General features: G+C 69.6%; 21 protein-coding genes and 1 pseudogene. 9 read left to right on the top strand and 13 right to left on the bottom strand.

What is annotated here, in order from left to right:
* Nucleotides 1-114: 114 nt before the first annotated feature.
* Together B2869_RS08100 and B2869_RS08095 are read right to left on the bottom strand one after the other, a co-directional pair.
* Nucleotides 115-1,086 (bottom strand): electron transfer flavoprotein subunit alpha/FixB family protein, encoded by a 972-nt coding sequence (locus B2869_RS08100; protein ID WP_029267748.1) that lies wholly within the window; start codon nt 1,084-1,086, stop codon nt 115-117.
* A gap of 1 nt (nt 1,087) precedes the next feature.
* Complete coding sequence (locus B2869_RS08095) at nt 1,088-1,864, bottom strand: electron transfer flavoprotein subunit beta/FixA family protein (protein WP_021200340.1); 777 nt, start codon at nt 1,862-1,864, stop codon at nt 1,088-1,090.
* Between the two features lie 140 nt (nt 1,865-2,004).
* Here B2869_RS08095 and B2869_RS08090 point away from each other — a divergent pair, with 140 nt between their 5' ends.
* Genes B2869_RS08090 through B2869_RS08080 form a run of 3 tightly spaced genes read left to right on the top strand, consistent with a single transcriptional unit; the run spans nt 2,005 to nt 3,453 of the window.
* Entirely contained in the window at nt 2,005-2,541 is a 537-nt protein-coding gene (locus B2869_RS08090; protein ID WP_021200339.1) for a MarR family winged helix-turn-helix transcriptional regulator, read from the top strand.
* A 1-nt stretch (nt 2,542) separates the two neighbouring features.
* Nucleotides 2,543-3,013 carry an SRPBCC family protein gene (locus B2869_RS08085; RefSeq protein ID WP_292764838.1) on the top strand — a complete coding sequence of 157 codons (471 nt, stop codon included), beginning with the start codon at nt 2,543-2,545 and terminating at the stop codon, nt 3,011-3,013.
* Nucleotides 3,010-3,453 (top strand): YdeI/OmpD-associated family protein, encoded by a 444-nt coding sequence (locus B2869_RS08080; RefSeq protein WP_021200337.1) that lies wholly within the window; start codon nt 3,010-3,012, stop codon nt 3,451-3,453. Before B2869_RS08085 ends, B2869_RS08080 begins: the two co-directional genes overlap by 4 nt.
* A 52-nt stretch (nt 3,454-3,505) precedes the next feature.
* Here B2869_RS08080 and B2869_RS08075 read toward each other — a convergent pair whose 3' ends face one another.
* From B2869_RS08075 to B2869_RS08060, 4 genes are read right to left on the bottom strand one after another with little or no spacing between them, the layout of a single operon-like run.
* Nucleotides 3,506-4,282, bottom strand: a complete 777-nt coding sequence (locus B2869_RS08075) for an enoyl-CoA hydratase-related protein (protein ID WP_292764835.1) — start codon at nt 4,280-4,282, stop codon at nt 3,506-3,508.
* 28 nt (nt 4,283-4,310) lie between these two features.
* Entirely contained in the window at nt 4,311-5,216 is a 906-nt protein-coding gene (gene mmsB, locus B2869_RS08070; RefSeq protein WP_029259512.1) for a 3-hydroxyisobutyrate dehydrogenase, read from the bottom strand.
* Entirely contained in the window at nt 5,213-6,418 is a 1,206-nt protein-coding gene (locus B2869_RS08065; protein WP_029259511.1) for an acyl-CoA dehydrogenase family protein, read from the bottom strand. The genes mmsB and B2869_RS08065 overlap by 4 nt, the downstream gene beginning before the upstream one ends.
* Before the next feature lie 28 nt (nt 6,419-6,446).
* A complete protein-coding gene (locus B2869_RS08060) occupies nt 6,447-7,949 on the bottom strand; it encodes a CoA-acylating methylmalonate-semialdehyde dehydrogenase (protein ID WP_029259510.1) in 1,503 nt (500 codons plus the stop codon).
* 417 nt (nt 7,950-8,366) lie between these two features.
* Between B2869_RS08060 and B2869_RS08055 the strand changes: the two genes are divergently transcribed.
* Nucleotides 8,367-8,951: an antibiotic biosynthesis monooxygenase gene (locus B2869_RS08055; protein ID WP_031207567.1), complete on the top strand. Its 585-nt coding sequence runs from the start codon at nt 8,367-8,369 to the stop codon at nt 8,949-8,951.
* A gap of 24 nt (nt 8,952-8,975) precedes the next feature.
* Here B2869_RS08055 and B2869_RS08050 read toward each other — a convergent pair whose 3' ends face one another.
* Entirely contained in the window at nt 8,976-9,869 is an 894-nt protein-coding gene (locus tag B2869_RS08050; protein WP_292764830.1) for a LysR family transcriptional regulator, read from the bottom strand.
* Nucleotides 9,870-9,964: 95 nt separating this feature from the next.
* On the opposite strand from B2869_RS08050, the gene B2869_RS08045 reads away from it, so the two are divergent.
* Nucleotides 9,965-10,630: a type 1 glutamine amidotransferase domain-containing protein gene (locus B2869_RS08045; RefSeq protein ID WP_021200330.1), complete on the top strand. Its 666-nt coding sequence runs from the start codon at nt 9,965-9,967 to the stop codon at nt 10,628-10,630.
* Between the two features lie 40 nt (nt 10,631-10,670).
* Here the strand turns inward: B2869_RS08045 and B2869_RS08040 are convergent, their stop codons facing one another.
* From B2869_RS08040 to B2869_RS08015, 6 genes are all read right to left on the bottom strand, one after another.
* Nucleotides 10,671-12,158 (bottom strand): MFS transporter, encoded by a 1,488-nt coding sequence (locus B2869_RS08040; protein ID WP_292764826.1) that lies wholly within the window; start codon nt 12,156-12,158, stop codon nt 10,671-10,673.
* A gap of 171 nt (nt 12,159-12,329) precedes the next feature.
* Complete coding sequence (locus tag B2869_RS08035; protein WP_292764823.1) at nt 12,330-13,463, bottom strand: bifunctional 2-methylcitrate synthase/citrate synthase; 1,134 nt, start codon at nt 13,461-13,463, stop codon at nt 12,330-12,332.
* 2 nt (nt 13,464-13,465) lie between these two features.
* Nucleotides 13,466-14,368 (bottom strand): methylisocitrate lyase, encoded by a 903-nt coding sequence (gene prpB, locus B2869_RS08030; protein WP_292764819.1) that lies wholly within the window; start codon nt 14,366-14,368, stop codon nt 13,466-13,468.
* A complete protein-coding gene (locus B2869_RS08025; protein WP_292764816.1) occupies nt 14,368-15,894 on the bottom strand; it encodes an MmgE/PrpD family protein in 1,527 nt (508 codons plus the stop codon). Before B2869_RS08025 ends, prpB begins: the two co-directional genes overlap by 1 nt.
* 3 nt (nt 15,895-15,897) lie before the next feature.
* Nucleotides 15,898-16,581, bottom strand: a complete 684-nt coding sequence (locus B2869_RS08020) for a GntR family transcriptional regulator (RefSeq protein WP_096359634.1) — start codon at nt 16,579-16,581, stop codon at nt 15,898-15,900.
* A gap of 34 nt (nt 16,582-16,615) precedes the next feature.
* Nucleotides 16,616-17,653, bottom strand: coding sequence for an EamA family transporter (locus B2869_RS08015; protein WP_292764807.1), 1,038 nt, complete (start codon nt 17,651-17,653; stop codon nt 16,616-16,618).
* 39 nt (nt 17,654-17,692) lie between these two features.
* Between B2869_RS08015 and B2869_RS08010 the strand changes: the two genes are divergently transcribed.
* The 4 genes and pseudogenes from B2869_RS08010 to B2869_RS07995 all read left to right on the top strand — a co-directional run.
* Nucleotides 17,693-18,229 carry a CGNR zinc finger domain-containing protein gene (locus tag B2869_RS08010; protein WP_021200323.1) on the top strand — a complete coding sequence of 179 codons (537 nt, stop codon included), beginning with the start codon at nt 17,693-17,695 and terminating at the stop codon, nt 18,227-18,229.
* A 355-nt stretch (nt 18,230-18,584) separates the two neighbouring features.
* The gene (locus B2869_RS08005) at nt 18,585-19,160 is read left to right on the top strand and encodes a glucose-6-phosphate isomerase family protein (RefSeq protein WP_292764804.1); all 576 of its coding nucleotides are present in this window, start codon (nt 18,585-18,587) and stop codon (nt 19,158-19,160) included.
* 9 nt (nt 19,161-19,169) lie between these two features.
* Nucleotides 19,170-20,660: a xylulokinase gene (gene xylB / locus B2869_RS08000; RefSeq protein ID WP_292764801.1), complete on the top strand. Its 1,491-nt coding sequence runs from the start codon at nt 19,170-19,172 to the stop codon at nt 20,658-20,660.
* Nucleotides 20,636-21,095: pseudogene (locus B2869_RS07995) on the top strand (hydroxyacid dehydrogenase); the annotation flags it as partial. The gene xylB and the pseudogene B2869_RS07995, both read left to right, overlap by 25 nt.

Below are 21,095 nucleotides of genomic sequence, written 5' to 3'. Positions count from 1 at the left end.
CCTCGGGTGCCACGGCAACCGCCGGCTCCTCCACAGCCGCCGCATCGGCGGGGGGCCAGGGCTCCCCGCCCGGTACACGCGGCAGACCGCGTCGCAGCATCCGCGTCGCCATGGCTACTTCTTCCGCGCCTCGAGGGCGGCGATCACCTGCGGCACCACCGCGAACACGTCGCCGACGATCCCGAAGTCCGCCACGTCGAAGATCGGCGCCTCGGGGTCCTTGTTGATCGCGACGATGTTCTTCGACGTCTGCATGCCGGCACGATGCTGGATGGCGCCGGATATGCCGAGGGCGACATACAGCTGCGGCGACACCGAGACACCGGTCTGGCCGACCTGATGCGACTGCGGGATGTACCCCGCGTCGACGGCGGCCCTGGAAGCACCCACCGCGGCACCGAGCGCATCGGCGAGCTCTTCGACGAGCACGAACTTCTCCTTCGAGGCGAGACCTCGACCGCCGGAGACCACACGCGTGGCTCCGCGCAGGTCGGGACGGGACGAGGCGACCTCGACCGCCTCGACCGGACCGGCCGTCGCCGCGACCGCACCGGACGGGGTGACGTCGAGCACCTCGACCGAGTGCGACGGCACGGCCTCGGCGCGCGCGTCCACCGCGCCCTGGCGCACCGTGATCACCGGAGTGCCGAACGTGGGTGCCGAATCGACGAGGTAGGCCCCGCCGTAGACCGAGTGGTGGGCGACGACACCATCGTCATCGCGTGACACTCCGACCGCGTCGACCGACAGTGCGCTCTTCGTGCGCACCGCGAATCGTCCGGCCACGTCGCGTCCGGAGATCGAGTTCGAGATCAGCACGGCGTCGGGGCGCACCTGGGCGGCGGCCGCCTGCAGGGCGTCCACGATCGGCACGGTCAATGCCGTCGGCTCACCGTCGGCGGTCAGCACCACCGATGCACCCGCCGCAGCGGCCTGATCCACCGCGGCCGGACTGCCGCCCACGATCAGCGCGACCGGCGTGCCGATCGTCGAAGCCGCGCCGATGAGCGCCGCCGTGCTGCTCGCGACGTAGCCGGAGGGGTCGACGTCGACGAGGACGAGGATCGGGTTCTCGGAGGATGTCATCTCACACCAGCCTGTTCTGCACGAGGTAGTCGACGAGCTTGTCGGCCGCGTCACCCTCATCGGTGATCTTCACGCCGGCCGCCCGCGGGGGCTTCTCCGACACAGTGGTCATGATGGTGCGCGGAGCGACGGACGGATCGGCCGAAACGTCGAGGTCGGCGAGCGCGAGCACCTCGAGCGGCTTCTTCTTGGCCGCCATGATGCCCTTGAAGTTGGGGAACCTCGCGTCGGGAAGCGCCTCGGTGATCGAGATCACGGCGGGCAGCGGCGCCGAGACCGGCTGGCTGCCGGCATCCGAGCCACGGACGCCCGAGACGCCGTCGGCGGTGATCTCGACCGACGTGAGCGCGGTGGCCTGCGCGAATCCGAGGTGTTCGGCCAACATCGCGGGAATGACGCCGCCGGAACCGTCGGTCGACAGGTTGCCCGTGATCACGAGGTCGGGGGCGCCGCGGCGGATCGCGGCGGCGAGGACCTCGGCGGTGAGACCGAGGTCGGCGCCGACGAGCTGCTCGTCGGCGATGTGCACGGCCGAGCCCGCACCGATCGCGAGCGCCCGGCGCACGGATGCGGTCGAGCCCTCCGGAGCCATCGAGACCGCCACCACCTCGGTGCCGTCGTTCTTGTCGGCGTAGCTGAGCGCCACTTCGAGCGCCCGCTCCGTGATCTCGTCGAGGACCACGTCACCCGCCGCACGATCGGCGAGGCCGGTCTCGAGATTCAGCTTGCGATCGCCATAGGTGTCCGGCACCTCTTTGACCAGGACGAAGATCTTCATCGATTGCTCCTCACGACTGCTGCAATTCTAGACCGCGATACTGAGTTCCAGCTCACCTGCGACTGAGACTCATGGATGTCCACACCGGATGCGTCGCGCGCCGTCGCCGCCCCCCGCGCTCGCGCCACTACCGTAGAGAAATGGCCCGACCCCGTCCGCTCCCCATCGATCCGCTCGCCGAGGCGAAGCGGCAGTGGCTCGCGCACGGCTGGACGGATGCCGCGGACGGCATGGCCCTGGTCACTTCGGTCATGCGGGCCCAGCAGCTGCTGCTCGCCCGTGTCGACGCGGCCCTGAAGCCCTTCGCTCTGAGCTTCGCCCGCTACGAGGTGCTGCGTCTGCTGGCTTTCAGCCGCGCCGGCAGCCTGCCCCTGTCGAGCGTGGTCGCCCGCCTCCAGGTGCACCCGACCACCGTGACGAGCACGGCGGAGCGCCTGGTGCGCGACGGTCTGGTCGCGCGTGAGCCGCACCCCCATGACGGACGCGCTGCGCTGCTCGTGCTGACGGAGTCCGGCCGGGAACTGGTCGAGCGCGCCACACAGGCTCTCAACGCCGACGTGTTCGCCGAACCCGGTCTGAGCCGCGACGACGCCGCCGAGCTCGTCGCGATCGTCGCCCGGCTGCGCAAGGACGCCGGCGACTTCGCCGATCCGCGTCCGCAGCCCGAAGCCCTCTGACATGCCCCGGTTCTCGCTCGAGACGATCATCAGCGCGCCTCCTGCCGAGGTGTTCGCCGCATCTCTCGACCCGGCACTGCACGTGAAGAGCATGGCCCGGTTCGGCGAGACCATGGTCGAGGCGCCGGCCGGCGGCGTGTTCACCGAGGGGACCACCGCGACCTGGCGGGCACGCCACTTCGGCATCCCCTTCCGCCTGCGCTCGATCGTCTTCGACATCGATCCTCCCCACGCGTTCTCGGATCGGCAGATCTCCGGTCCGTTCGCGGCATTCCTGCACGAGCACCGTTTCGAGGAGCATCCGGCCGGCACGCTCATGCACGACACCGTGACCTTCCGCTCGCCGTTCGGCCCGCTCGGCCGAATCGTCGACGCGATGTTCCTCGGCGGGTACATGCGCCGCCTCATCATGGAGCGCAACGCGATTCTCGCCGCGGAGTTCGAGGAGCCCGGGCGTACCCTTTCGGCATGAGCGAACTGCGCCTGCACACCGTCCTCACCGGCCGCGGCCCCGCTGCGGCGATCCTCCTCAGCGACGAGCAGGTGGCCTCTCTCGGCGCCGGCAAGGCGTTCCCGGTCGCCGTCACGATCGGCGGACGCACCGCCCGCCTGCGTCTGGCGCGGATGGGCAGCGAGAACATGATCGGTTTCAGCAAGGCCGTGCGCGCCGACCTCGGACTCGAGATCGACCAGGAGATCGACGCCGTGATCCGGGTGGACTCCGCCGAGCGCACGGTCGACGTTCCGGCCGAGCTCGCCGCGGCCCTGGACGCCGACCCCGCGCTGCGCACCGCCTTCGACGCCCTGTCGTACACCGCACGCAAAGAGCACGCGAGGAGCGTGGCCGAAGCGAAGCAGGAGGCGACTCGCGAACGTCGCATCACGAAGATCGTCGACGCGCTCCGCGGCTGACTGCGCCCCGATTCCGGCAGACATCTCGTCAGGCACTCGTCTCGTCACACGCTCAGCGGTTCTGGAAGTCGGGCGCCCGCTTCTCCCGGAAGGCCGACATGCCCTCCTTCTGGTCCGCGGTGTCGAACAGCGCGGCGAACGCCTGCTTCTCGTGAGCCAGCCCCTCGGCGAGGGTCGTCTCCATCGCGGTATCGAGCGCGGCCTTCGCGGCGTACACCGACGGCAGCGACTTGGAAGCGATCGTGTCGGCCAGCGTCGTCGCCTCGGCGAGGAGATCGGATGCCGGCACCACGCGCGACACGAGCCCGGAACGCTCCGCCTCCTCTGCGCCCATGAAGCGCCCGGACAGCACCAGCTCGGCCGCCTTGTAGTATCCGACCGCACGGATCAGGCGCTGCGTACCGCCCATCCCGGGGATCACTCCGAGGTTGATCTCGGGCTGCCCGAACTTGGCGTTGTCGGCCGCGAGGATGATGTCGCACATCATCGCCAGCTCGCATCCCCCGCCCAGGGCGAAGCCGGAGACCGCAGCGATCACGGGTGTGCGCACGGCCGCGAAGTCGTGCCAGACACCGAAGTGATCGGTCTCCAGCATCTGCGCCGCGGACATGCCCTCCATCTCCTTGATGTCTGCACCGGCGGCGAAGGCCTTCTCGGAGCCGGTGACGACGATCGCACCGACGCCCTCGTCCGCATCGAAGGCGAGCGCCGCTGCGGTGACCTCCTCCGCGAGCCGACTGTTCAACGCGTTCAGCGCTTCCGGGCGGTTCAGGGTGATCCACCCCACCCGTCCGCGCTGCTCGACCAGGATCGTCTCGTACTCGGTCATGTCGCCCTCTCCGTCGAAGTACCGATCATCACACGCGGTCGTCGCGGATGTCGGTGATGATGCCGGAGAAGTCTCGCGTCGCGCCGTCGCCGGCCGCGAAGACGGCGTAGATCTCCTGGGCGAGCCGGCCCATGCGCGCATCGGTCGAGGTCTGCTCGATCGCCTGCAACGCGAGCCCGAGATCCTTGGCCATCAGCGCGCCGGCGAAGCCCGGCTGGTAGTCGCGATTGGCCGGGCTCGTGGGCACCGGGCCCGGCACGGGGCAGTTCGTGGTGATCGACCAGCACTGGCCCGAGGCCTGCGAGACGACGTCGAAGAGCGCCTGATGCTCGAGTCCGAGCCGCTCCCCCAGCACGAACGCTTCGGCGACCGCGATCTGCGAGACCGCGAGCACCATGTTGTTGCAGACCTTGGCCGCCTGTCCGAGTCCGGGACCGCCGCAGTGCACGATGCGCTTTCCCATGATCTCGAGCAGCGGCAACGCCGCGGCGAAGTCCTCGTCCGAGCCGCCGACCATGAACGCGAGCGTGCCGTTCTCCGCACCGACCACTCCGCCCGACACCGGAGCATCGACGTTGCGGTGACCGGCGGCGAGCGCGAGAGCGTGTGCAGCGCGCGCTTCGTCGACGGCGATCGTGGAGGATTCGATGAAGAGCGTGCCGGGTCGGGCCGCCGCCAGCAGTTCCGTGCGATAGGCCTCGATGACGTGCTTTCCGGCGGGGAACATCGTGATGACGACGTCGGCCTCGGACACCGCGTCCGCGCCGCTCGGGGCCACGCGGATGCCGGCCACCCGCGCCGCCTCGACGGCGGCGGGGACGAGGTCGAAGCCGTGCACCTCGTGACCGGCTTCGACGAGGTTCTTCGCCATCGGCAGTCCCATGTGGCCCAGGCCGAGGAACGCGACGACCGCCTTCGACGAGGAGGCGTTCATGATGCGCTCCGCGTCTGATCCCCGCCGCTGCGCTGGACCGACGCGGAACCCGCAGGTCGCAGCATCTCGCGCCCGACGATCAGTCGCATGATCTCGTTCGTCCCTTCCAGGATCTGGTGCACGCGCAGATCGCGGACCACCTTCTCGATCCCGTAGTCCTGCAGGTAGCCGTAGCCGCCGTGCAGCTGAAGGGCGCGGTTGGCGACGTCGAACCCGGCATCGGTCGCGAAGCGCTTGGCCATGGCGCAGCGCATCGTCGCATCGGGAGCGTGCTCGTCGACCGCCTGCGCGCCGTCACGCACCATGAGGCGTGCGGCGTGCAGGTCGGTGCGCATGTCGGCGATCGCGAACAGGATCGACTGCTTCTCGGCCAGCGGCTCTCCGAACGCCATCCGCTCATGCACGTACTGCACGGCCTTGTCGAGCGCCCACTGCGCGCCGCCCAGCGAGCAGGCGGCGATGTTGAGCCGTCCGCCGTTGAGCGCCGACATCGCGATCGCGAAGCCGCGGCCCTCATCACCGAGCATGGCGGACGCCGGAACCCGGACACCGTCGAGGATCACCTGACGGGTGGGCTGAGCGTGCCAGCCCATCTTCTTCTCCGGTGCGCCGAAGCTCAGCGCTTCGGAATCGCCCGGGACGAGGAACGCGCTGATGCCGCGTGCTCCCGGCTCCCCCGTGCGCGCCATCACGACGTAGACGGCGGCCTCCCCGGCTCCGGAGATGAACTGCTTCACCCCGGTGAGCACGAAATGGTCGCCGTCGCGCACCGCGCTGGTCGCGATGTTCGCGGCATCCGACCCCGCGCCCGGCTCGGTGAGGCAGTAGCCGCCGAACTCGGACATGGCGGTGAGCTTCGGCAGCCATTCGCCGCGCTGTGTGTCGTCGCCGTAGGTGTCGATCATCCAGACCACCATGTTGTGGATGGAGATGTAGGCCGCGACGGCGGGGTCGCCCTTCGCGAGCTCCTCGAAGATCGCCACGGTGTCGAGGCGGCTGAGGCCGCTGCCACCGAACTCCTCGTCGACGTAGATGCCGCCGAGGCCGAGCTCGCCGGCACGGTTCAGCGACTCCCTCGGGAACAGGTGCTTCTCATCGCGCTCGGCGGCGTAGGGGGCGAGCTCGGTCTCGGCGAACTCGCGGACGGCGCCGATGATCGCCTCGCGCTCCTCGGCGGTGGTGGTGACGGTGGTCATGGTCATCGTGATTCCTTGTGGGAGGTGTCCGGGGCTAGTGCATGGTCGGGATGACGAAGCTGGCTCCATCGCGGATGCCTGCCGCGGGCCACCGGCTCGTCACCGTCTTGGTCTTCGTGTAGAACCGGAAGGCGTCGGTTCCGTGCTGGTTGAGGTCGCCGAATCCGCTGCGCTTCCAGCCGCCGAACGTGTAGTACGCGATCGGGACCGGGATCGGCACGTTCACGCCGACCATCCCGACCTCGACACGGGCCGCGAAGTCGCGGGCGGCGTCACCGTCGCGCGTGAAGATCGCGACGCCGTTGCCGTACTCGTGCTCCGAGGCCATGCGCAGCGCCTCCTCGTAGTCGGCGGCGCGGGCGATCACCAGGACAGGGCCGAAGATCTCCTCGCGGTAGATCGCCATGTCGGTGGTGACGTGGTCGAACAGCGTCGGGCCGAGGTAGAAGCCCTCCTCGTGCCCGTCGACCGTGAAGCCCCGGCCGTCGGCGAGGAGCGTCGCCCCCTCGTCGACCCCCTGCTGGATGTAGCCTTCGACCCGTTCGACGGCGGCTCGCGTGACCAGGGGCCCGTAGTCGACGTCGGGTGCGAGAGAGGGGCCGACCCGGAGCTGGGCGACACGTTCGGTGAGCTTGGCCGCGAGGGCGTCCGCCGTCTCCTGCCCCACCGGCACCGCGACCGAGATGGCCATGCAGCGCTCACCCGCCGAGCCGTAGCCGGAGCCGATCAGTGCGTCGACGGCCTGGTCGAGGTCGGCATCGGGCATCACGATCATGTGGTTCTTCGCTCCGCCGAAGCACTGCGCCCGCTTGCCGTGGGCCGCGGCCGTCGCGTAGATGTACTCGGCGATCGGGGTCGAACCGACGAAGCCGACCGCGCGGATGCGGTCGTCCGTGAGCAGGGTGTCGACGGCCTCCTTGTCGCCGTGGACCACGTTGAGGACGCCGGCGGGGAGGCCCGCCTCGAGGAACAGCTCGGCGATGCGCACCGGCACCGAGGGATCGCGCTCGCTGGGCTTGAGCACCACCGCATTGCCGGCGGCGAGAGCGGGCCCCGCCTTCCACAGCGGGATCATCGCGGGGAAGTTGAAGGGGGTGATCGCGGCGACGACCCCGAGCGGCTGGCGCATCGAATAGACGTCGATGCCGGTTCCGGCGCCGGTGGAGTACTCGCCCTTGAGCAGGTGCGGAGCGCCGGCGGAGAATTCGATGACCTCGAGACCCCGCTGGATGTCGCCCTTCGCGTCGTCGACCGTCTTGCCGTGCTCGCTCGCGAGCAGCTCGGCCAGCGACGTCATCTCCTGCTGCACCAGGTCGAGGAACCGCAACAGCACACGAGCGCGCTTCTGCGGATTGGTCGCCGCCCATGCGACCTGCGCCTCTTCGGCGTTCGCGATCACGCGACGTACCTCGTCGGCCGAGGCCAGGGGCACACGGGCCTGCACCGCTCCGGTGCTCGGATCGAACACGTCGGCGAAGCGACCCGAGTCGGGAGTGAGAAGCGATCCGCCCACGAAGTGCGGGATAGTACGAGTCATTGTGTGACATCCCTCCGTGCCGTCGTTGGCACATTGGGGAGTTTACTCGGAGTACCGGATATTTACTAGGACATCCTTGTATCTGCCGATGCGCGCCGCTCGGCTCGTGATCGAGGTTGTTCGCGTCTCGTTCACCACCGCGTCATCTCGCCCGGGTACAACTGCAGGTGCGCGGACAGAGACTCAGACCGGATCGGGTGTCACGTCTACCGCGCGCACGGTGAGCGCTCTCGCTCCCGTCGCGGCTCCCACGCCGCGAGACCCCCGCCGAATCGGGTCGGCGGGGGTCCTCCTCGTTCGGGCGGCGACGGCCTGGACCACGCCGCATCCGAATTAGAATCGACGGTGCGCTGCCACCCCTGGCGCATCCGCTTCGGCGTCCTCACCCCGGACGCCCGTTCCCCCGAGGACCGCACCATGTCCGAACCCCTCACCGTGTCCATCCGCCGCGAAGTCGACCCCGAGCGCATCGTCGAGGCGACCGCCTGGGTGCAGACGGGGGTGAACCTCGCGACGAAGTATCCGGGCTTCCTCGGCTCGGGCTGGGTGCGCGCCGGCGAGGACTCGCAGGTCTGGCACATGCTCTACCGCTTCGCGAGCGAGGATTCGCTCACCGCCTGGGAGCAGTCGGCCGAGCGGGCATGGTGGTTGTCGATGGGCGAGGGCTTCGTGCGCAGCGAGCGCTCCAAGCGTCGCACCGGAATCGAGGGGTGGTTCGACGAGCCGACGACCGGGACGATCACGCTCCCCGCGTCCGACGGCAGCACCGAGACCGTCACGGTCGCGCCCGCTCCGCCGCGCTGGAAGCAGGCCACCTCGATCTGGCTCGGTTTCTTCCCCGTGAACCTGGCCTTCACCTACGCGATGAGCCCTGTGCCGGGCTGGAACGAGCTGCCGATCTGGCTGCGCGTGCTCGTCACCACTCTCGTGCTCACGCCGATCATGGCCTACTGGGTGCTGCCGTTCGTGACCCGTTCGCTGCGGAGCTGGCTCACCCGCTGAGGCGCCGCACCTCTTCCTCATCCGTCACGCGACGGCTCCCCGCAGCGCCCGATCGATCTCGGCCACCGCAGCCGCGAGCGGACCTGGCCGGCGCACCAGGTAGAGGGTGTTGATCGGCGGATCGTCGGTCTCGCGCAGCACGACCAGCCGACCGTCGGCGAGCTCCTCGGCGATCAGATAGGTCGGCAGCACCGTGATTCCCGCTCCGGCGACGGCTGCGGCGGCGAGCGCCCGGAGGTCGGACACGATCAGCGCGGGCTCGCGCTCGAGTCGAATGCCGAACGCATGCCGCCAGTACCGCCGCAGGATCGGTACGTCGTGGGCGTAGGCGAGAAGGGGGACGGTGTCGAGGTCGCCCGGTGCGAGCGCGGACGAAGGAGCGAGACCGAGGGAAGGGGCCGCGACGAGCACGAAGTCCTCATCGACGAGGGCCGCAGAAGGGAGGGCGCGGCCCTTCGGTCGGACGGCGGAGATCACGAGGTCGAGGCTTCCGGCACGGAGCTGATCGAGCAGGTCTTCCGCGAGCCCCGCGGCGACCGTGATCCGTTGCCCCTCCGCGATCATCGACGCCAGCGCGGGCATCAGCACCCGCTCGACGAACTCCGCTGCGCCGCCGATCCGCATCGGGGGCGCCTCGGTCGGCGACGGGCTTCCGAGGGCGAGGGCGAGCGCGTCGAGCGGACCGGACAGGCGCGCAGCCAGGTCATCGGCGCGAGGGGTCGGGAGGATCCCCCGCGCGTGACGGACGAAGAGAGGCTCCCCGATGCTCCGCTCCAGAGCCTGCAGCTGCGTCGTCACCGAGGACTGGGCGACTCCCAGCGTGCGCGCCGCCGCCGACACCGACCCGGAGCGGTGCGCGGCGAGGAAGGTGCGCCACAGCGCGAGGTCACGCAACCCATCGCCATTCCGATCACTCATATCGGAAATCTATCGGAATCGGAGGCGAGAGCTGTCCGTTGTCCTCGATATCGCATCCTGCACGGCGTCTGCCGTCCGACCCCTCTGGAGCACGCATGTCCTCTGTTCTCTTCGTCGTCACCGCCGCCCGCACCTGGACCCTCACCGACGGCACCGCGCACCCGACCGGTTACTGGGCCGAGGAGCTGCTCACTCCCTATCGCGCGCTGCGCGACGCGGGTCACTCGGTGTCGTTCGCGACGCCGGGCGGCGTCGCCCCCGTCGCCGATGCGTCCAGCCTCTCCGAGGGCGACGCCGAAGCGATCGCCGCGATCCATCAGCTCGCCGCCCCGCTGATCCTGGCCGACGTCGACCCCGCGGACTACGACGCCGTCTACTACCCCGGCGGGCACGGTCCGATGCAGGACCTCGCGGTCGACGAGGACTCGGCCGCGCTGATCACGGCGACGCTCGCCGCCGGCCGCCCGCTCGCGGCCGTCTGCCACGGACTGGCCGCCCTGCTTCCTGCCCGCACCGCAGCCGGAGAATCGGTCGTGGCCGGACGCCGCATCACCGGGTTCACCGATGAGGAGGAGCGCATCGGCGGCCTCGCCGACCGCGCACCCTTCCTGCTCGAGAGCGAACTGCGGGCCCGGGGCGCCGAGCTCGACATCGCCGCCCCGTGGAGCGACAACACCGTGATCGACGGCCTGCTCATCACCGGTCAGAACCCGCAGTCATCGGCATCCGCCGCCCGCGCGCTCATCGCGGCGCTCTCCTGAGCCGTCGCCGGCGCCGCGATCATCGCGGCGCCGGTTCTGCTCAGGCCCCCGATTCCCTGCCGCTCGCCTTCGCCTTCCCCCCGGACTCCACCAGCGAGAGCGGATCCGCGATGTCTTCCAGCGACTTCCCCGCGGCGCTGATCCCGAAGACCCCGCAGACGATACCTCCGAACATCATGATCGCCGCGCCGAGCACGTAGCCCCAGAACAGCGGACCCCGGTCCCCGCTCTCGGCGCTCTGACCGATCAGGGCGCCGTAGAGCACCGGCGCGATCGCTCCGACCAGCTGCCCGATCGAGAAGATGTACGAGATGACCTGGCTCCGGAGCTCCAGCGGGAAGATCTCGCTGACCGTCAGGTAGGCCGCGGAGGCGCCGGCCGAGGCGAAGAAGAACGAGGCGCACCAGAATGCCGTGTGCGTCGCGGCGTTGAGCACTCCGGCGTTGAACAGGAAGGCGCTCACGAGAAGGATGAGGCCGGCGAGCATGTACGTGCCGAACAGCATCCGCCGCCGACCCCAGGTGTCGAAGAAGTGCCCGAGGATGAGCGCGCCGGCGAGGTTTCCGACCGCGAACACGATGAAGTACTGCGATGCCGACGCCGGTGGGGTGTCGTAGAAGTTCTCGAGCACCAGCGCGTACGTGAAGAAGATCGCGTTGTACAGGAACGACTGCGTCACCATCATCGTGATGCCCACCAGCGTGCGCCGGGGATACTTGCGGAACAGCACCTTCGCGATGACGAGGAACGGCACACGGCCGTACTCCTTGACCGTGATCGCCTTGCTCTCGTCGACCGGAGGGATCGTCTTCCCCTCCTTGCGGATGCGCTCCTCGATCTCGTCGACGTTGCGCTCCGCCGCCTCCTCGCGCCCGTGGGTCATCTGCCATCTCGGGCTCTCCGGGATGTGTCGGCGCATCCAGATGAGCAGAATCCCGAGAACCGGACCGAGGAAGAAGCTGAGTCGCCAGCCGATGTCCTCAGGGAAGATGTCGGTGTTCAGGAAGAACACGTTCGCCACGGCACCGAGCGCCGCGCCGCCCCAATAGGTGCCGTTGATCGCGATGTCGACGCGGCCACGGTACTTCGCCGGGATGATCTCGTCGATCGCCGAGTTGATCGCCGCATACTCGCCGCCGATGCCGGCACCCGCGACGAACCGCCAGATGTAGAAGAACCAGGGCGCGAAGGCGAGACCGGCCACCGCGGATCCGACGAGGTACACCGCGAGCGAGACGAGGAACAGCTTCTTGCGTCCGAGGCGATCGGTGAGGCGTCCGAAGAAGAGCGCTCCGAACACCTGCCCGAGCAGGTAGCACGTACCGGCGAGTCCCACCTCGGCCGGTCCCATCCCGAGCGTCGCGGCGTAGCCGTTGGCGGCGACGATCTGCACTTCGAGGCCGTCGAGGATCCACGAGAATCCGAGTCCCACGACGATCAGCCAGTGGAATCGCGACCAGGGCAGCCGGTCCATGCGTGCGGGAACGAGCGAGCGGACCTCCTTGACGGTGGTGTCGGATGCGGACATGGACCCTCCTTCGTCCGGGACGCGCGTTCGTCCCGGATACGGTCTTACTCCGGTCGCGCTCCCCGGCGCATCCGCTTGACCCCGGGCTGCCGGCACGCTACAGCCCCGAATCGCGCGAATGGCTCCATCCCGGGCGGAGACGGAGCCATTCAGGCGATGGGAACGCGGAGGTCAGGCGGGGACGTGCCGCTCGTCGGGACCGTCGTAGAAGGACAGCGGACGGATCAACGCGTTCGCCCCGGCCTGCTCGATCACGTGAGCCGTCCACCCCGTCACCCGCGCCGCGACGAACAGCGGCGTGAAGGTCAGGGTGTCGAAGCCGATCAGGTTGTACGCGGGCCCTGAGGGGTAGTCGAGGTTCGGGTAGATGCCCTTGCGCGCGACGAACTCCGACTCGAGCGCATCGTAGAGAGCGGCGACCTCGGGGCGGTCGTAGTGCTCCACGAGGGTGTCGAGCGCGGCCTTCATGGTCGGCACCCGAGAGTCGCCCTTCTTGTAGACGCGGTGCCCGAAGCCCATGATCTTGCGCTTCTCGGCGAGCGCTTTGTCGAGCCACGGCACCACGTTGTCGGCCGTGCCGATGTCATCGAAGATGTGCAGCACGGCTTCGTTGGCGCCACCGTGCAGCGGGCCCTTGAGAGCGCCGATCGCACCGACCACCGCCGAGTAGATGTCGCTCAGGGTCGAGGTGATCACGCGCGCCGTGAACGTCGAGGCGTTGAAGGAGTGCTCGGCGTACAGGATCATCGAGCGGTTGAACGCGTCGACCACCACGTCGTCCGCCTCTTCGCCGAAGGTCATCCAGAGGAAGTTCGCCGAGTAGTCGAGGTCGTCGCGCGGCGCGATGAGCTCCTGGCCACGACGGCGCCGCTGACCGTAGGCGACGATCGCCGGGAGGGCGGCGAACAGGCGGATGCTGCGCTCGAGGTTCTGCTCCGGACTGCCGCCTGCATCGAGCACCGAGCCGCCGGCACCGGGATCGGAGGCGCCGATCAGGCTGACCGCGGTGCGTACTTCGTCCATCGGGTGCGCGTCCAACGGCACCAGATCGATCGCGGTCTTGACGTTGTCGGCCAGCGCACGGTGCTTCCGCTCCTCCAACCGGAACGCCGCGAGCTCCTCGGGCGTGGGCAGCTCACCGTTCCACAACAGGTACGCGACGGCTTCGAACGGCTGCGTGTCGGCCAGCTCCTGCACCGGGTAGCCGCGGTACAGGAGGCTGTTCGTCTCGGGGTTGACCTTCGAAATCGCGGTCGTGTCGACGACGACTCCCGCGAGGCCCTTCTTGATGTCCGGCTCGGTCATGGTCACTCCTTCGTGATGGTGAAGTTGAAGACGCCGGAGTCGAAGTGGTTGTACGACTCGTAGTCGATCAGATCGTAGAGATCGGCGCGATGCTGCATCTCGCCGAGCTTCGAGGTCAGATGCCCCTCCTCGTTCAGAGTATCCAGTGCGCGGCCCGCAGCCCCCATCGAGATGCGCAGCAGCGACACCGGCCAGATGACCAGGTTCACTCCCGCGTCGCGCAGCTGGTCGACCGAGAAGAGCTCGCTCTTGCCGAACTCGGTCATGTTCGCCAGGATCGGCACGTCGAGCGCCTCGGCCATGCCCTCGAACTCGGCGAGCGTGCGCATCGCCTCGGGGAACACCGCGTCGGCACCGGCATCCACCAGGGCCTTCGCGCGGTCGATCGCCGCGTCCAGCCCCTCGACCGCCCGGATGTCGGTGCGCGCCATGATGAGGAAGTTCTCGTCACGACGGGCGTCGGCGGCGGCACGGATGCGCTTGATCGCGGTGTTCTCGTCGACCACGGCCTTGCCGTCGAGGTGGCCGCAGCGCTTCGGGTTGATCTGGTCCTCGATGTGCGTGCCGGCCAGGCCCGCGTCCTCGAGCTCCTGGATCGTGCGGGCGACGTTCATCGGCTCGCCGAAGCCGGTGTCGGCGTCGACGATCGCGGGGAGGTCGGTCATGCGGGCGATCTGCTTCGCGCGTCCGGCGACCTCGGTCAACGTGGTCAGACCGATGTCGGGCAGTCCCAGGTCGGCGGAGAGCACGGCGCCGGAGATGTAGACGCCGTCGAAGCCCTTCTGCTCGATCAGGCGGGCGCTCAGCGGGTTGAACGCGCCGGGGAAGCGCAACAGTTCACCGCTCGCGAGCCGCTCACGGAACAGCCGCCGCTTCTCGGCGGGGGTGACGCTGGAGTACAGCATCAGAACAGTCCTGCCGGCGTGGGTGCGGCCTCGAGCAGGCCGGGCTTCGCGACGATCGACAGCTCACCGACCTCGGCAGCCGTCAGCTCGGGCAGACGCTGCACGAGGGCGAGGAACCGCTCGATCTCGGCCGGCTCGAGCACGGGCTCTGCCAGCAGACGGAACTTCGCGATGTAGTTCTCGCGGGCGAACGGGCGTGCTCCCAGCGGGTGCGCGTCGGCCACGGCGATCTCGTCGACCACTGTCGAGCCGTCGGTCAGGCGGATCTCGACGCGACCGCCGAACGCCTTCTCAGCCGGGTCCTCCGAGTGATAGCGGCGGGTCCACTCCGCGTCTTCGGCGGTGGTGATCTTGTGCCACAGCGCGACGGTATCGGCGCGGCCCGCGCGCTCGGGGGCGTAGGAGTCGACGTGGTGCCACCCGCCATCCTGCAGCGCCACCGCGAAGATGTACGGCACCGAGTGGTCGAGCGTCTCGCGCGAAGCGGTCGGGTCGTACTTCTGCGGGTCGTTCGCGCCGGAGCCGATCACGTTGTGGGTGTGGTGGCTGGTGTGGATCACGATCTGATCGATGTTCGCGGGGTCGCGCAGCGCCGGGTTCTCGATGCCGAGCTTGCGGGCGAGGTCGATGAGCGCCTGCGCCTGGTACTCGGCCGAGTGCTCCTTCGTGTACGAGTCGAGGATCGCGCGCTTGGGCTCGCCGGCGGCGGGCAACGGCACGTCGTACGCCGCGTCCTTGCCGTCGAGCATCCAGGCGATCACACCGTCTTCGCCCTCATAGATCGGGGCGGGACTGGTCTGTCCGCGCATCGCCCGGTCGACGGCTTCGACGGCCATCTTGCCGGCGAAGGCCGGAGCGTGCGCCTTCCAGGTCGAGATCTCGCCCTTGCGGCTCTGACGCGTCGCGGTCGTGGTGTGCAGCGCCTGGCCGACGGCCTGGTAGATGGTCTCGACGTCGAGCCCGAGGAGGGTGCCGATGCCGGCCGCGGCAGACGGGCCGAGGTGGGCGACGTGATCGATCTTGTGCTTGTGCAGGCAGATCGCGCGCACCAGGTCCATCTGGATCTCGTAGCCGGTGGCGATGCCGCGCACGAGCGCCCGGCCGTCCTTGCCGGTGTGCTGTGCGACCGCGAGGATCGGCGGAATGTTGTCGCCGGGGTGCGAGTACTCCGCCGCGAGGAAGGTGTCGTGATAGTCGAGCTCGCGCACGGCCACACCGTTGGCCCAGGCCGCCCACTCGGGGCTGGTGCGGTGGTCGAGGGCGGCACCGAAGAGGTTCGCTCCGACGCCGCCGGTGGAGACAGGATGGCTGAACGCCTGCGCGCGGGCCGCGTTGATCGGGGCGCGGGTGAGGGAGGCCGCCGCCACCGAGGCGTTGTCGATGATGCGGTTGATGATCATGTCGACGACGTCCTGCTCGACCTCGACCTGATCGGCGGCGACCTGGGCGATCTTCCAGGCGAGCTGGTCTTCCCTGGCGAGGTTCTCGTCGCTGCGGTGCACGCGGACGTGGTGGGTGACAGTCATTTCTTATCCTTCACTGGTGCGGGGGTCGACGGTGGTGCGGGGGTCGAGCGAATCGAGGATGCCGGCGAGCGCGTTGTGCAGGTGCACGTGCGTGGCGTGGGCGGCGAGGTCGCCGTCGCGCGCGGCGAGCGCCTCGGCGATGGTGCGGTGCTCTGCGGCGGAGGCGGCGAGGCGGGCGGGCTTGTCCCGGGCCATCCGACGCACGCGCACGAGGTGCGTGCGCACGGTGCGCAGCGCCGAGGCGATGTAGTCGTTGGCGACGGCCGCATCGAGCGCGGCATCGAAGCGGGCGATCAGGGCGTAGTACGCGTCGCGTCCCTCGACGGCGTCGAGATCGACATGTGCGAACTCGTCCGCGAGTGCCGCGAAGAGCTGCGCGTCTCCTCTGGCGGCGGCGAGACGGGCGGAGCTCTCCTCGAGGGCGCGGCGGATCTCGAAGAGGGAACGAATGTCGTCGGCATCGAGACCCGCCACCACGGTGACCCGCGGCGACTGCTGCACGACGAGCCCGTCGGCGATGAGGCGCCGGAGCGCTTCGCGCATCGGCGTGCGGCTGACGCCCAGCCGCTCGGCCTGCTCGACCTCGCCGAGCACGACGCCGGCTGCCAGCGTGCCGGACTGGATGTCGTCGAGCAGGGCCGCGTACGCACGATCACTTGCGGAGGTGCGTTCGACGGCGATGGTCATGCCTTCAGTGTATACATAAACCCAGGCTGCGGGCTCAGAACTCGTCCTCGGCCTGCTTCCCGTATACATTATCGGCCGCGGGCACCGGCTCCACAGGCACCGGCCCCACAGGCACCGGCTCCACGAACTCCGGCGCCGCGGGTTCGCCCAGCTTGACGACCACCACACCCACGAGCACCAGCACGCCACCGAGAGCCTGCAGCAGGTCGGGGAGCTGTCCGAGCAGCAGCCAGCCGAACAGGAGCGCGGCGACCACCTCGGCGAGCGCCACGAACGAGGCGAGTCGCGACCCCAGCATCCGCGTCGAGGCGATGCCGAGCAGGTACGCGAGCGCGGTCGCGACGACGCCCATCGCCAGCACCGGCACGAACCAGGGCACACTGCCGAACCGGTAGGCGATGTCGTCGGTCGTCCACCGGATCGGCAGCACACCGATCGCGCCGGCCACGGTGAGCCCGAGCGCGCCGAGCAGCAGACCGCTGCCGGCGAGAGCGATCGGCGGCAGCCCCGTGTCGGCTTTGGCCGAGAGCACGAAGTACGTCGCCGCCCCCACCATGGCCCCGAGCGCCCACAGGATGCCGGCCACGTTGACGTCGGCGCCGGTGAGGATGTCGAGCATGAGCACCAGTCCGACGAAGGCGATGGCCGCACCGATGATGCTCCGTCGTGTCGGACGCTCCCCCCGCCGCAACCAGAGCCACAGCAGCACCGCGATCGGAGCGGTGTACTCGATGAGCAGCGCCAGTCCGACATCCATGACCGCGACGGCCTGGAAGTAGAAGAGCTGGGTCGCGGCGACTGCCAGCAGTCCATAGGCGAGGATCATGCCCGCGTTGCGCCGCAGCAGCCCCCACCGTCCGCGCAGGGACAGGATCGCGGGGATCAGCAGTACGAGCGCGGCGACCCAGATGCGCGCGGTGACCGCGGCACCGGGCGTCCATCCCGCATCGATGAGCCCGCGCGCCCATCCACCCGACATTCCGAAGGCGAAAGCCGCGGCGATCGCCAGCGGCAGCCCGAGGCGCACCCCGCGGGCGGACGCGACCGCCCTGTCACTGCTCACCGTGCTCATGATCGATGACGCTACTCGCGCGCGCTGTAAGATGTCAATATGATCTTCACCGATGACACGGAGGAGGCGCTGCGGTCCGCCGTCTGGCTGGTGAACTCCGCCGAACAGCCAGACACACTGACCGACCTCGACGATGAAGACACGTTCCTCCGCGAGTTCCCGTACACCGGGCGCCTCGACCGCGACGAGCTCGAGGTGGCGTCGCTGCGCGAGCTGCGTCCACGCCTGCGCACCATGCTGCTGGCACCGCGCGACGAGATGGCCGCGCACGTCAACGACGCCCTTGCGGAATCACGCCTCACCCCGGCTCTGCGCCGGCATGACGGCGTGGACTGGCACCTGCACGCCGTCGCCGACGAGCAGCCCTTCGCCGAGCGCATCCTGATCGAGACCGCGATGGCCCTGATCGACGTCATCCGCGCCGACGAGGGGTCGCGTCTCACCGTGTGCGAGGACGACACCTGCCGATCGATCGCCCTCGACCTCTCGCGCAACCGCTCGAAGCGGTACTGCTCGACCACGTGCGCGAACCGCAACGCCGTCGCCGCCTACCGAGCGAGACTCGCGGCCGAGTGACCCGGCACTGACTCCGACGCCTTCCCCCCGGCTGCGCGCTCCGGCCCCGGCTGACCCCGCGTTCCGGCCCCGGCTGACCCCCGCGTTCCGGTCGCACTTCCTGCCGGGTTTTTCCCGATCAGGCGGCACCAACTGCGACCGGAGCAGCAGTAACCGGCACCAACCGCGACCGGAGGACCAGCAGCCGGCACCAACTGCGACCGGAGGACCACCGCCGACCGCCGCACCGTGCGCAGATGCGCGCCGCGGATCGCGCGCGGGAGCGATCCGCTCTGGACGCCACCTGTCATAACAGGTACAGTGAACCTGTCATTACAGGTTGCGCAGCGCCGCAGCACCGTTACGAGGAGCACCGATGCCCGAGTTCCATACCCCGCCGATCTCTCCGATGGCGATCGCCTTCGACGCCGAAAAGCTCACGCTCTCCCCCGAGGGGCCGACCCTCACCCGGCGGATGTCCGACCTCGAGGGGCTCTTCCTCGACGCAGATGCCTGGGCTGCGGCATCGGCCGGCGCGAACCCCGTGGTCTACACGGTCGTCAGCTCCCCCGTGCCCGAGATCGACCGCGAGCTGCCGCAGTCGATCACCACGATCATGCCCGGCGACACCTCCGGCGAGCTCTGGATGACCAAGGGCCACCAGCACCCGGACCACCAGGGCGAGATCTACCTGGCGTTGAAGGGGCAGGGCGGACTGCTGATGTTCGACGGCGAGCGCACCGAGTGGCTCGACATGCTCCCTGGCACGATCGGCTACATCCCTCCGGGCTGGGCTCACCGTTCCGTCAACACCGGCGACGAGCCCTACGCCTTCCTCGCGGTGTACCCGGGAGGAGCAGGACACGACTACGGCTGGGTGCTGGAGCACGGCATGGGCTCGCGCGCCTACCGCGGAGCCTCCGGCGTCGACCTGCGTCCTTACGCGGAATAGGCTCCGGCCATGATCATCGCGCACGACCTGGGCACCACCGGGAACAAGGCGTCGCTGCACCACGATGACGGCCGTCTCGTCACCTCGGTCACCGTCCCCTACCCCGCGCACTTCGCCGCGGGCGGGGTCGCCGAGCAGGATCCCGCCGACTGGTGGGATGCGGTCGTCGCCGCCACGCGCGATCTGATCGCCCGCACCGGCACGGCCCCGACCGACATCGCCGGACTCGTGGTGAGCGGCCAGATGATGGGTGCCGTGCTGCTCGACGCCCATGGTGAACCCGCACGCCCGGCGATCATCTGGGCCGACACCAGGGCCGGCGCGCAGCAGCGCGAGCTCGAGGCCGCGATCGGCGCCGAACGCGCGTACGGCATCCTGGGCCACCGCCTCAACCCCACCTACTCCGTCGAGAAGGTCATGTGGGTGCGCGACAACGAGCCCGACACCTGGGCGCGCGTGCGACGCGTCTGCGTCGCGAAGGACTTCATCGTGCTGCGCCTGACCGGGCGCCTCGCGACCGATCGCTCCGACGCGTCGGGCACGAACGCCTACGACCAGGCCGCGGGCACGTGGTCGGACGAGGTGCTGCAGGCTGCGCGCCTCGACCCGGCGTTGTTCCCCGAGATCCTGGAATCCACGCAGATCGCCGGCACGTTGACGGATGCCGCAGCCGACGCCCTCGGCCTCCCCGCGAGCGTGCGTGTGGTGATGGGCGGCGGCGACGGCCCGATGGCCGCCGTCGGCTCGGGTGTCGTCGCGCCGGAGGACGGCCCCTACGTCTGCCTGGGCACATCGTCGTGGATCTCGTTCGCGGCCGACGCCCCGCTGCACGACCCTGCGATGCGTACCTTCACATTCGACAACGTCGTGCCAGGCTCGTTCGTGCCGACCGCCACCATGCAGGCCGGCGGCGCCTCGGTGCAGTGGATCGCCGAGGCCCTCTCCCCCGATCCGGCGCACCCCGAGACCGGACGACTGACGGCCAAGGCCTCCGCCGACGTCGACACCGACGATCTCTACTTCCTCCCTTATCTGCTCGGCGAGCGCTCTCCGATGTGGGATCCGGAGGCGCGGGGCGCATTCGTCGGCCTCGCCCGCCACCACGCCAGGGCGCACCTCGTGCGGGCCGTGCTGGAGGGCACCGCGTTCAACCTGCTCAGCTGCATCCAGGCGTTCCGCGAAGCCGGCGCCGTGATCGACCGCATCGACGCGGTCGGCGGCGGAGCCCAGAGCGACGTGTACCTCTCGGTGCTCGCCGACGTGTGGGGTGTGCCCGTGCGCCGCCGGACGATCGTCGAAGAGGCGAACAGCCTCGGCGCCGCGGTGACCGCCGCGGTCGGGCTCGGCCTCACCGACTTCTCGGCCGCCCGCGCCCTGAGCGAGGTCACGGCCGAGTTCATTCCGGATGCGGCACGTCACGCCGTCTATGCCGAGCGGCACGCCCGCTTCGCCGACGCCTACACGGCTCTCGCGCCGTGGTTCGCCGGACGGCCGCGCTGATGGGCGTCATCCTCGTCACCAGCCGCTCGTTCTCCGACGGCGACCTCGACCTGGTCGAGCGCGCGGCGCAGGCGGGTCACCGCATCCTGCGCGGGCCTGCCCACCACGACCTCGACGAGCTGCGGTCGCTGCTGCACGGTGCCGACGCCTGGATAGCCGGCACCGGGTCCGTCACCGACGCGCATCTCGCCGCGGCCCCGAAGCTCAAGGTCGTCGCCCGCTATGGTGTCGGCACCGAGTCCGTCGATCTCGACGCCGCGCGCGACCGCGGCATCCCGGTGACCAACACCCCCGGTGCCAACGCCGACGCGGTCGCCGACCATGCGGTCGGACTGATGCTCGCCGCCCTCCGCTTCGTGCCCGACGGCGACCGCCGCGTGCGCGCGGGCGACTGGGGTGTGCGGCGTGGTCGCGAGCTCGGCGCCGCCACGGTCG

The sequence above is a fragment of the Microbacterium sp. UBA3486 genome (assembly GCF_002377845.1).
In the GTDB taxonomy this organism is placed as follows: domain Bacteria; phylum Actinomycetota; class Actinomycetes; order Actinomycetales; family Microbacteriaceae; genus Microbacterium; species Microbacterium maritypicum_A.
This window is presented reverse-complemented; position numbering and strand designations above follow the sequence as displayed.

Bases quoted from the DNA above. Each gene is read 5' to 3' on its own strand.
- B2869_RS08100 (WP_029267748.1), bottom strand. From the start codon at position 1,086: ATGACATCCTCCGAGAACCCGATCCTCGTCCTCGTCGACGTCGACCCC.
- B2869_RS08095 (WP_021200340.1), bottom strand. From the start codon at position 1,864: ATGAAGATCTTCGTCCTGGTCAAAGAGGTGCCGGACACCTATGGCGAT.
- B2869_RS08090 (WP_021200339.1), top strand. From the start codon at position 2,005: ATGGCCCGACCCCGTCCGCTCCCCATCGATCCGCTCGCCGAGGCGAAG.
- B2869_RS08085 (WP_292764838.1), top strand. From the start codon at position 2,543: ATGCCCCGGTTCTCGCTCGAGACGATCATCAGCGCGCCTCCTGCCGAG.
- B2869_RS08080 (WP_021200337.1), top strand. From the start codon at position 3,010: ATGAGCGAACTGCGCCTGCACACCGTCCTCACCGGCCGCGGCCCCGCT.
- B2869_RS08075 (WP_292764835.1), bottom strand. From the start codon at position 4,282: ATGACCGAGTACGAGACGATCCTGGTCGAGCAGCGCGGACGGGTGGGG.
- mmsB (WP_029259512.1), bottom strand. From the start codon at position 5,216: ATGAACGCCTCCTCGTCGAAGGCGGTCGTCGCGTTCCTCGGCCTGGGC.
- B2869_RS08065 (WP_029259511.1), bottom strand. From the start codon at position 6,418: ATGACCATGACCACCGTCACCACCACCGCCGAGGAGCGCGAGGCGATC.
- B2869_RS08060 (WP_029259510.1), bottom strand. From the start codon at position 7,949: ATGACTCGTACTATCCCGCACTTCGTGGGCGGATCGCTTCTCACTCCC.
- B2869_RS08055 (WP_031207567.1), top strand. From the start codon at position 8,367: ATGTCCGAACCCCTCACCGTGTCCATCCGCCGCGAAGTCGACCCCGAG.
- B2869_RS08050 (WP_292764830.1), bottom strand. From the start codon at position 9,869: ATGAGTGATCGGAATGGCGATGGGTTGCGTGACCTCGCGCTGTGGCGC.
- B2869_RS08045 (WP_021200330.1), top strand. From the start codon at position 9,965: ATGTCCTCTGTTCTCTTCGTCGTCACCGCCGCCCGCACCTGGACCCTC.
- B2869_RS08040 (WP_292764826.1), bottom strand. From the start codon at position 12,158: ATGTCCGCATCCGACACCACCGTCAAGGAGGTCCGCTCGCTCGTTCCC.
- B2869_RS08035 (WP_292764823.1), bottom strand. From the start codon at position 13,463: ATGACCGAGCCGGACATCAAGAAGGGCCTCGCGGGAGTCGTCGTCGAC.
- prpB (WP_292764819.1), bottom strand. From the start codon at position 14,368: ATGCTGTACTCCAGCGTCACCCCCGCCGAGAAGCGGCGGCTGTTCCGT.
- B2869_RS08025 (WP_292764816.1), bottom strand. From the start codon at position 15,894: ATGACTGTCACCCACCACGTCCGCGTGCACCGCAGCGACGAGAACCTC.
- B2869_RS08020 (WP_096359634.1), bottom strand. From the start codon at position 16,581: ATGACCATCGCCGTCGAACGCACCTCCGCAAGTGATCGTGCGTACGCG.
- B2869_RS08015 (WP_292764807.1), bottom strand. From the start codon at position 17,653: ATGAGCACGGTGAGCAGTGACAGGGCGGTCGCGTCCGCCCGCGGGGTG.
- B2869_RS08010 (WP_021200323.1), top strand. From the start codon at position 17,693: ATGATCTTCACCGATGACACGGAGGAGGCGCTGCGGTCCGCCGTCTGG.
- B2869_RS08005 (WP_292764804.1), top strand. From the start codon at position 18,585: ATGCCCGAGTTCCATACCCCGCCGATCTCTCCGATGGCGATCGCCTTC.
- xylB (WP_292764801.1), top strand. From the start codon at position 19,170: ATGATCATCGCGCACGACCTGGGCACCACCGGGAACAAGGCGTCGCTG.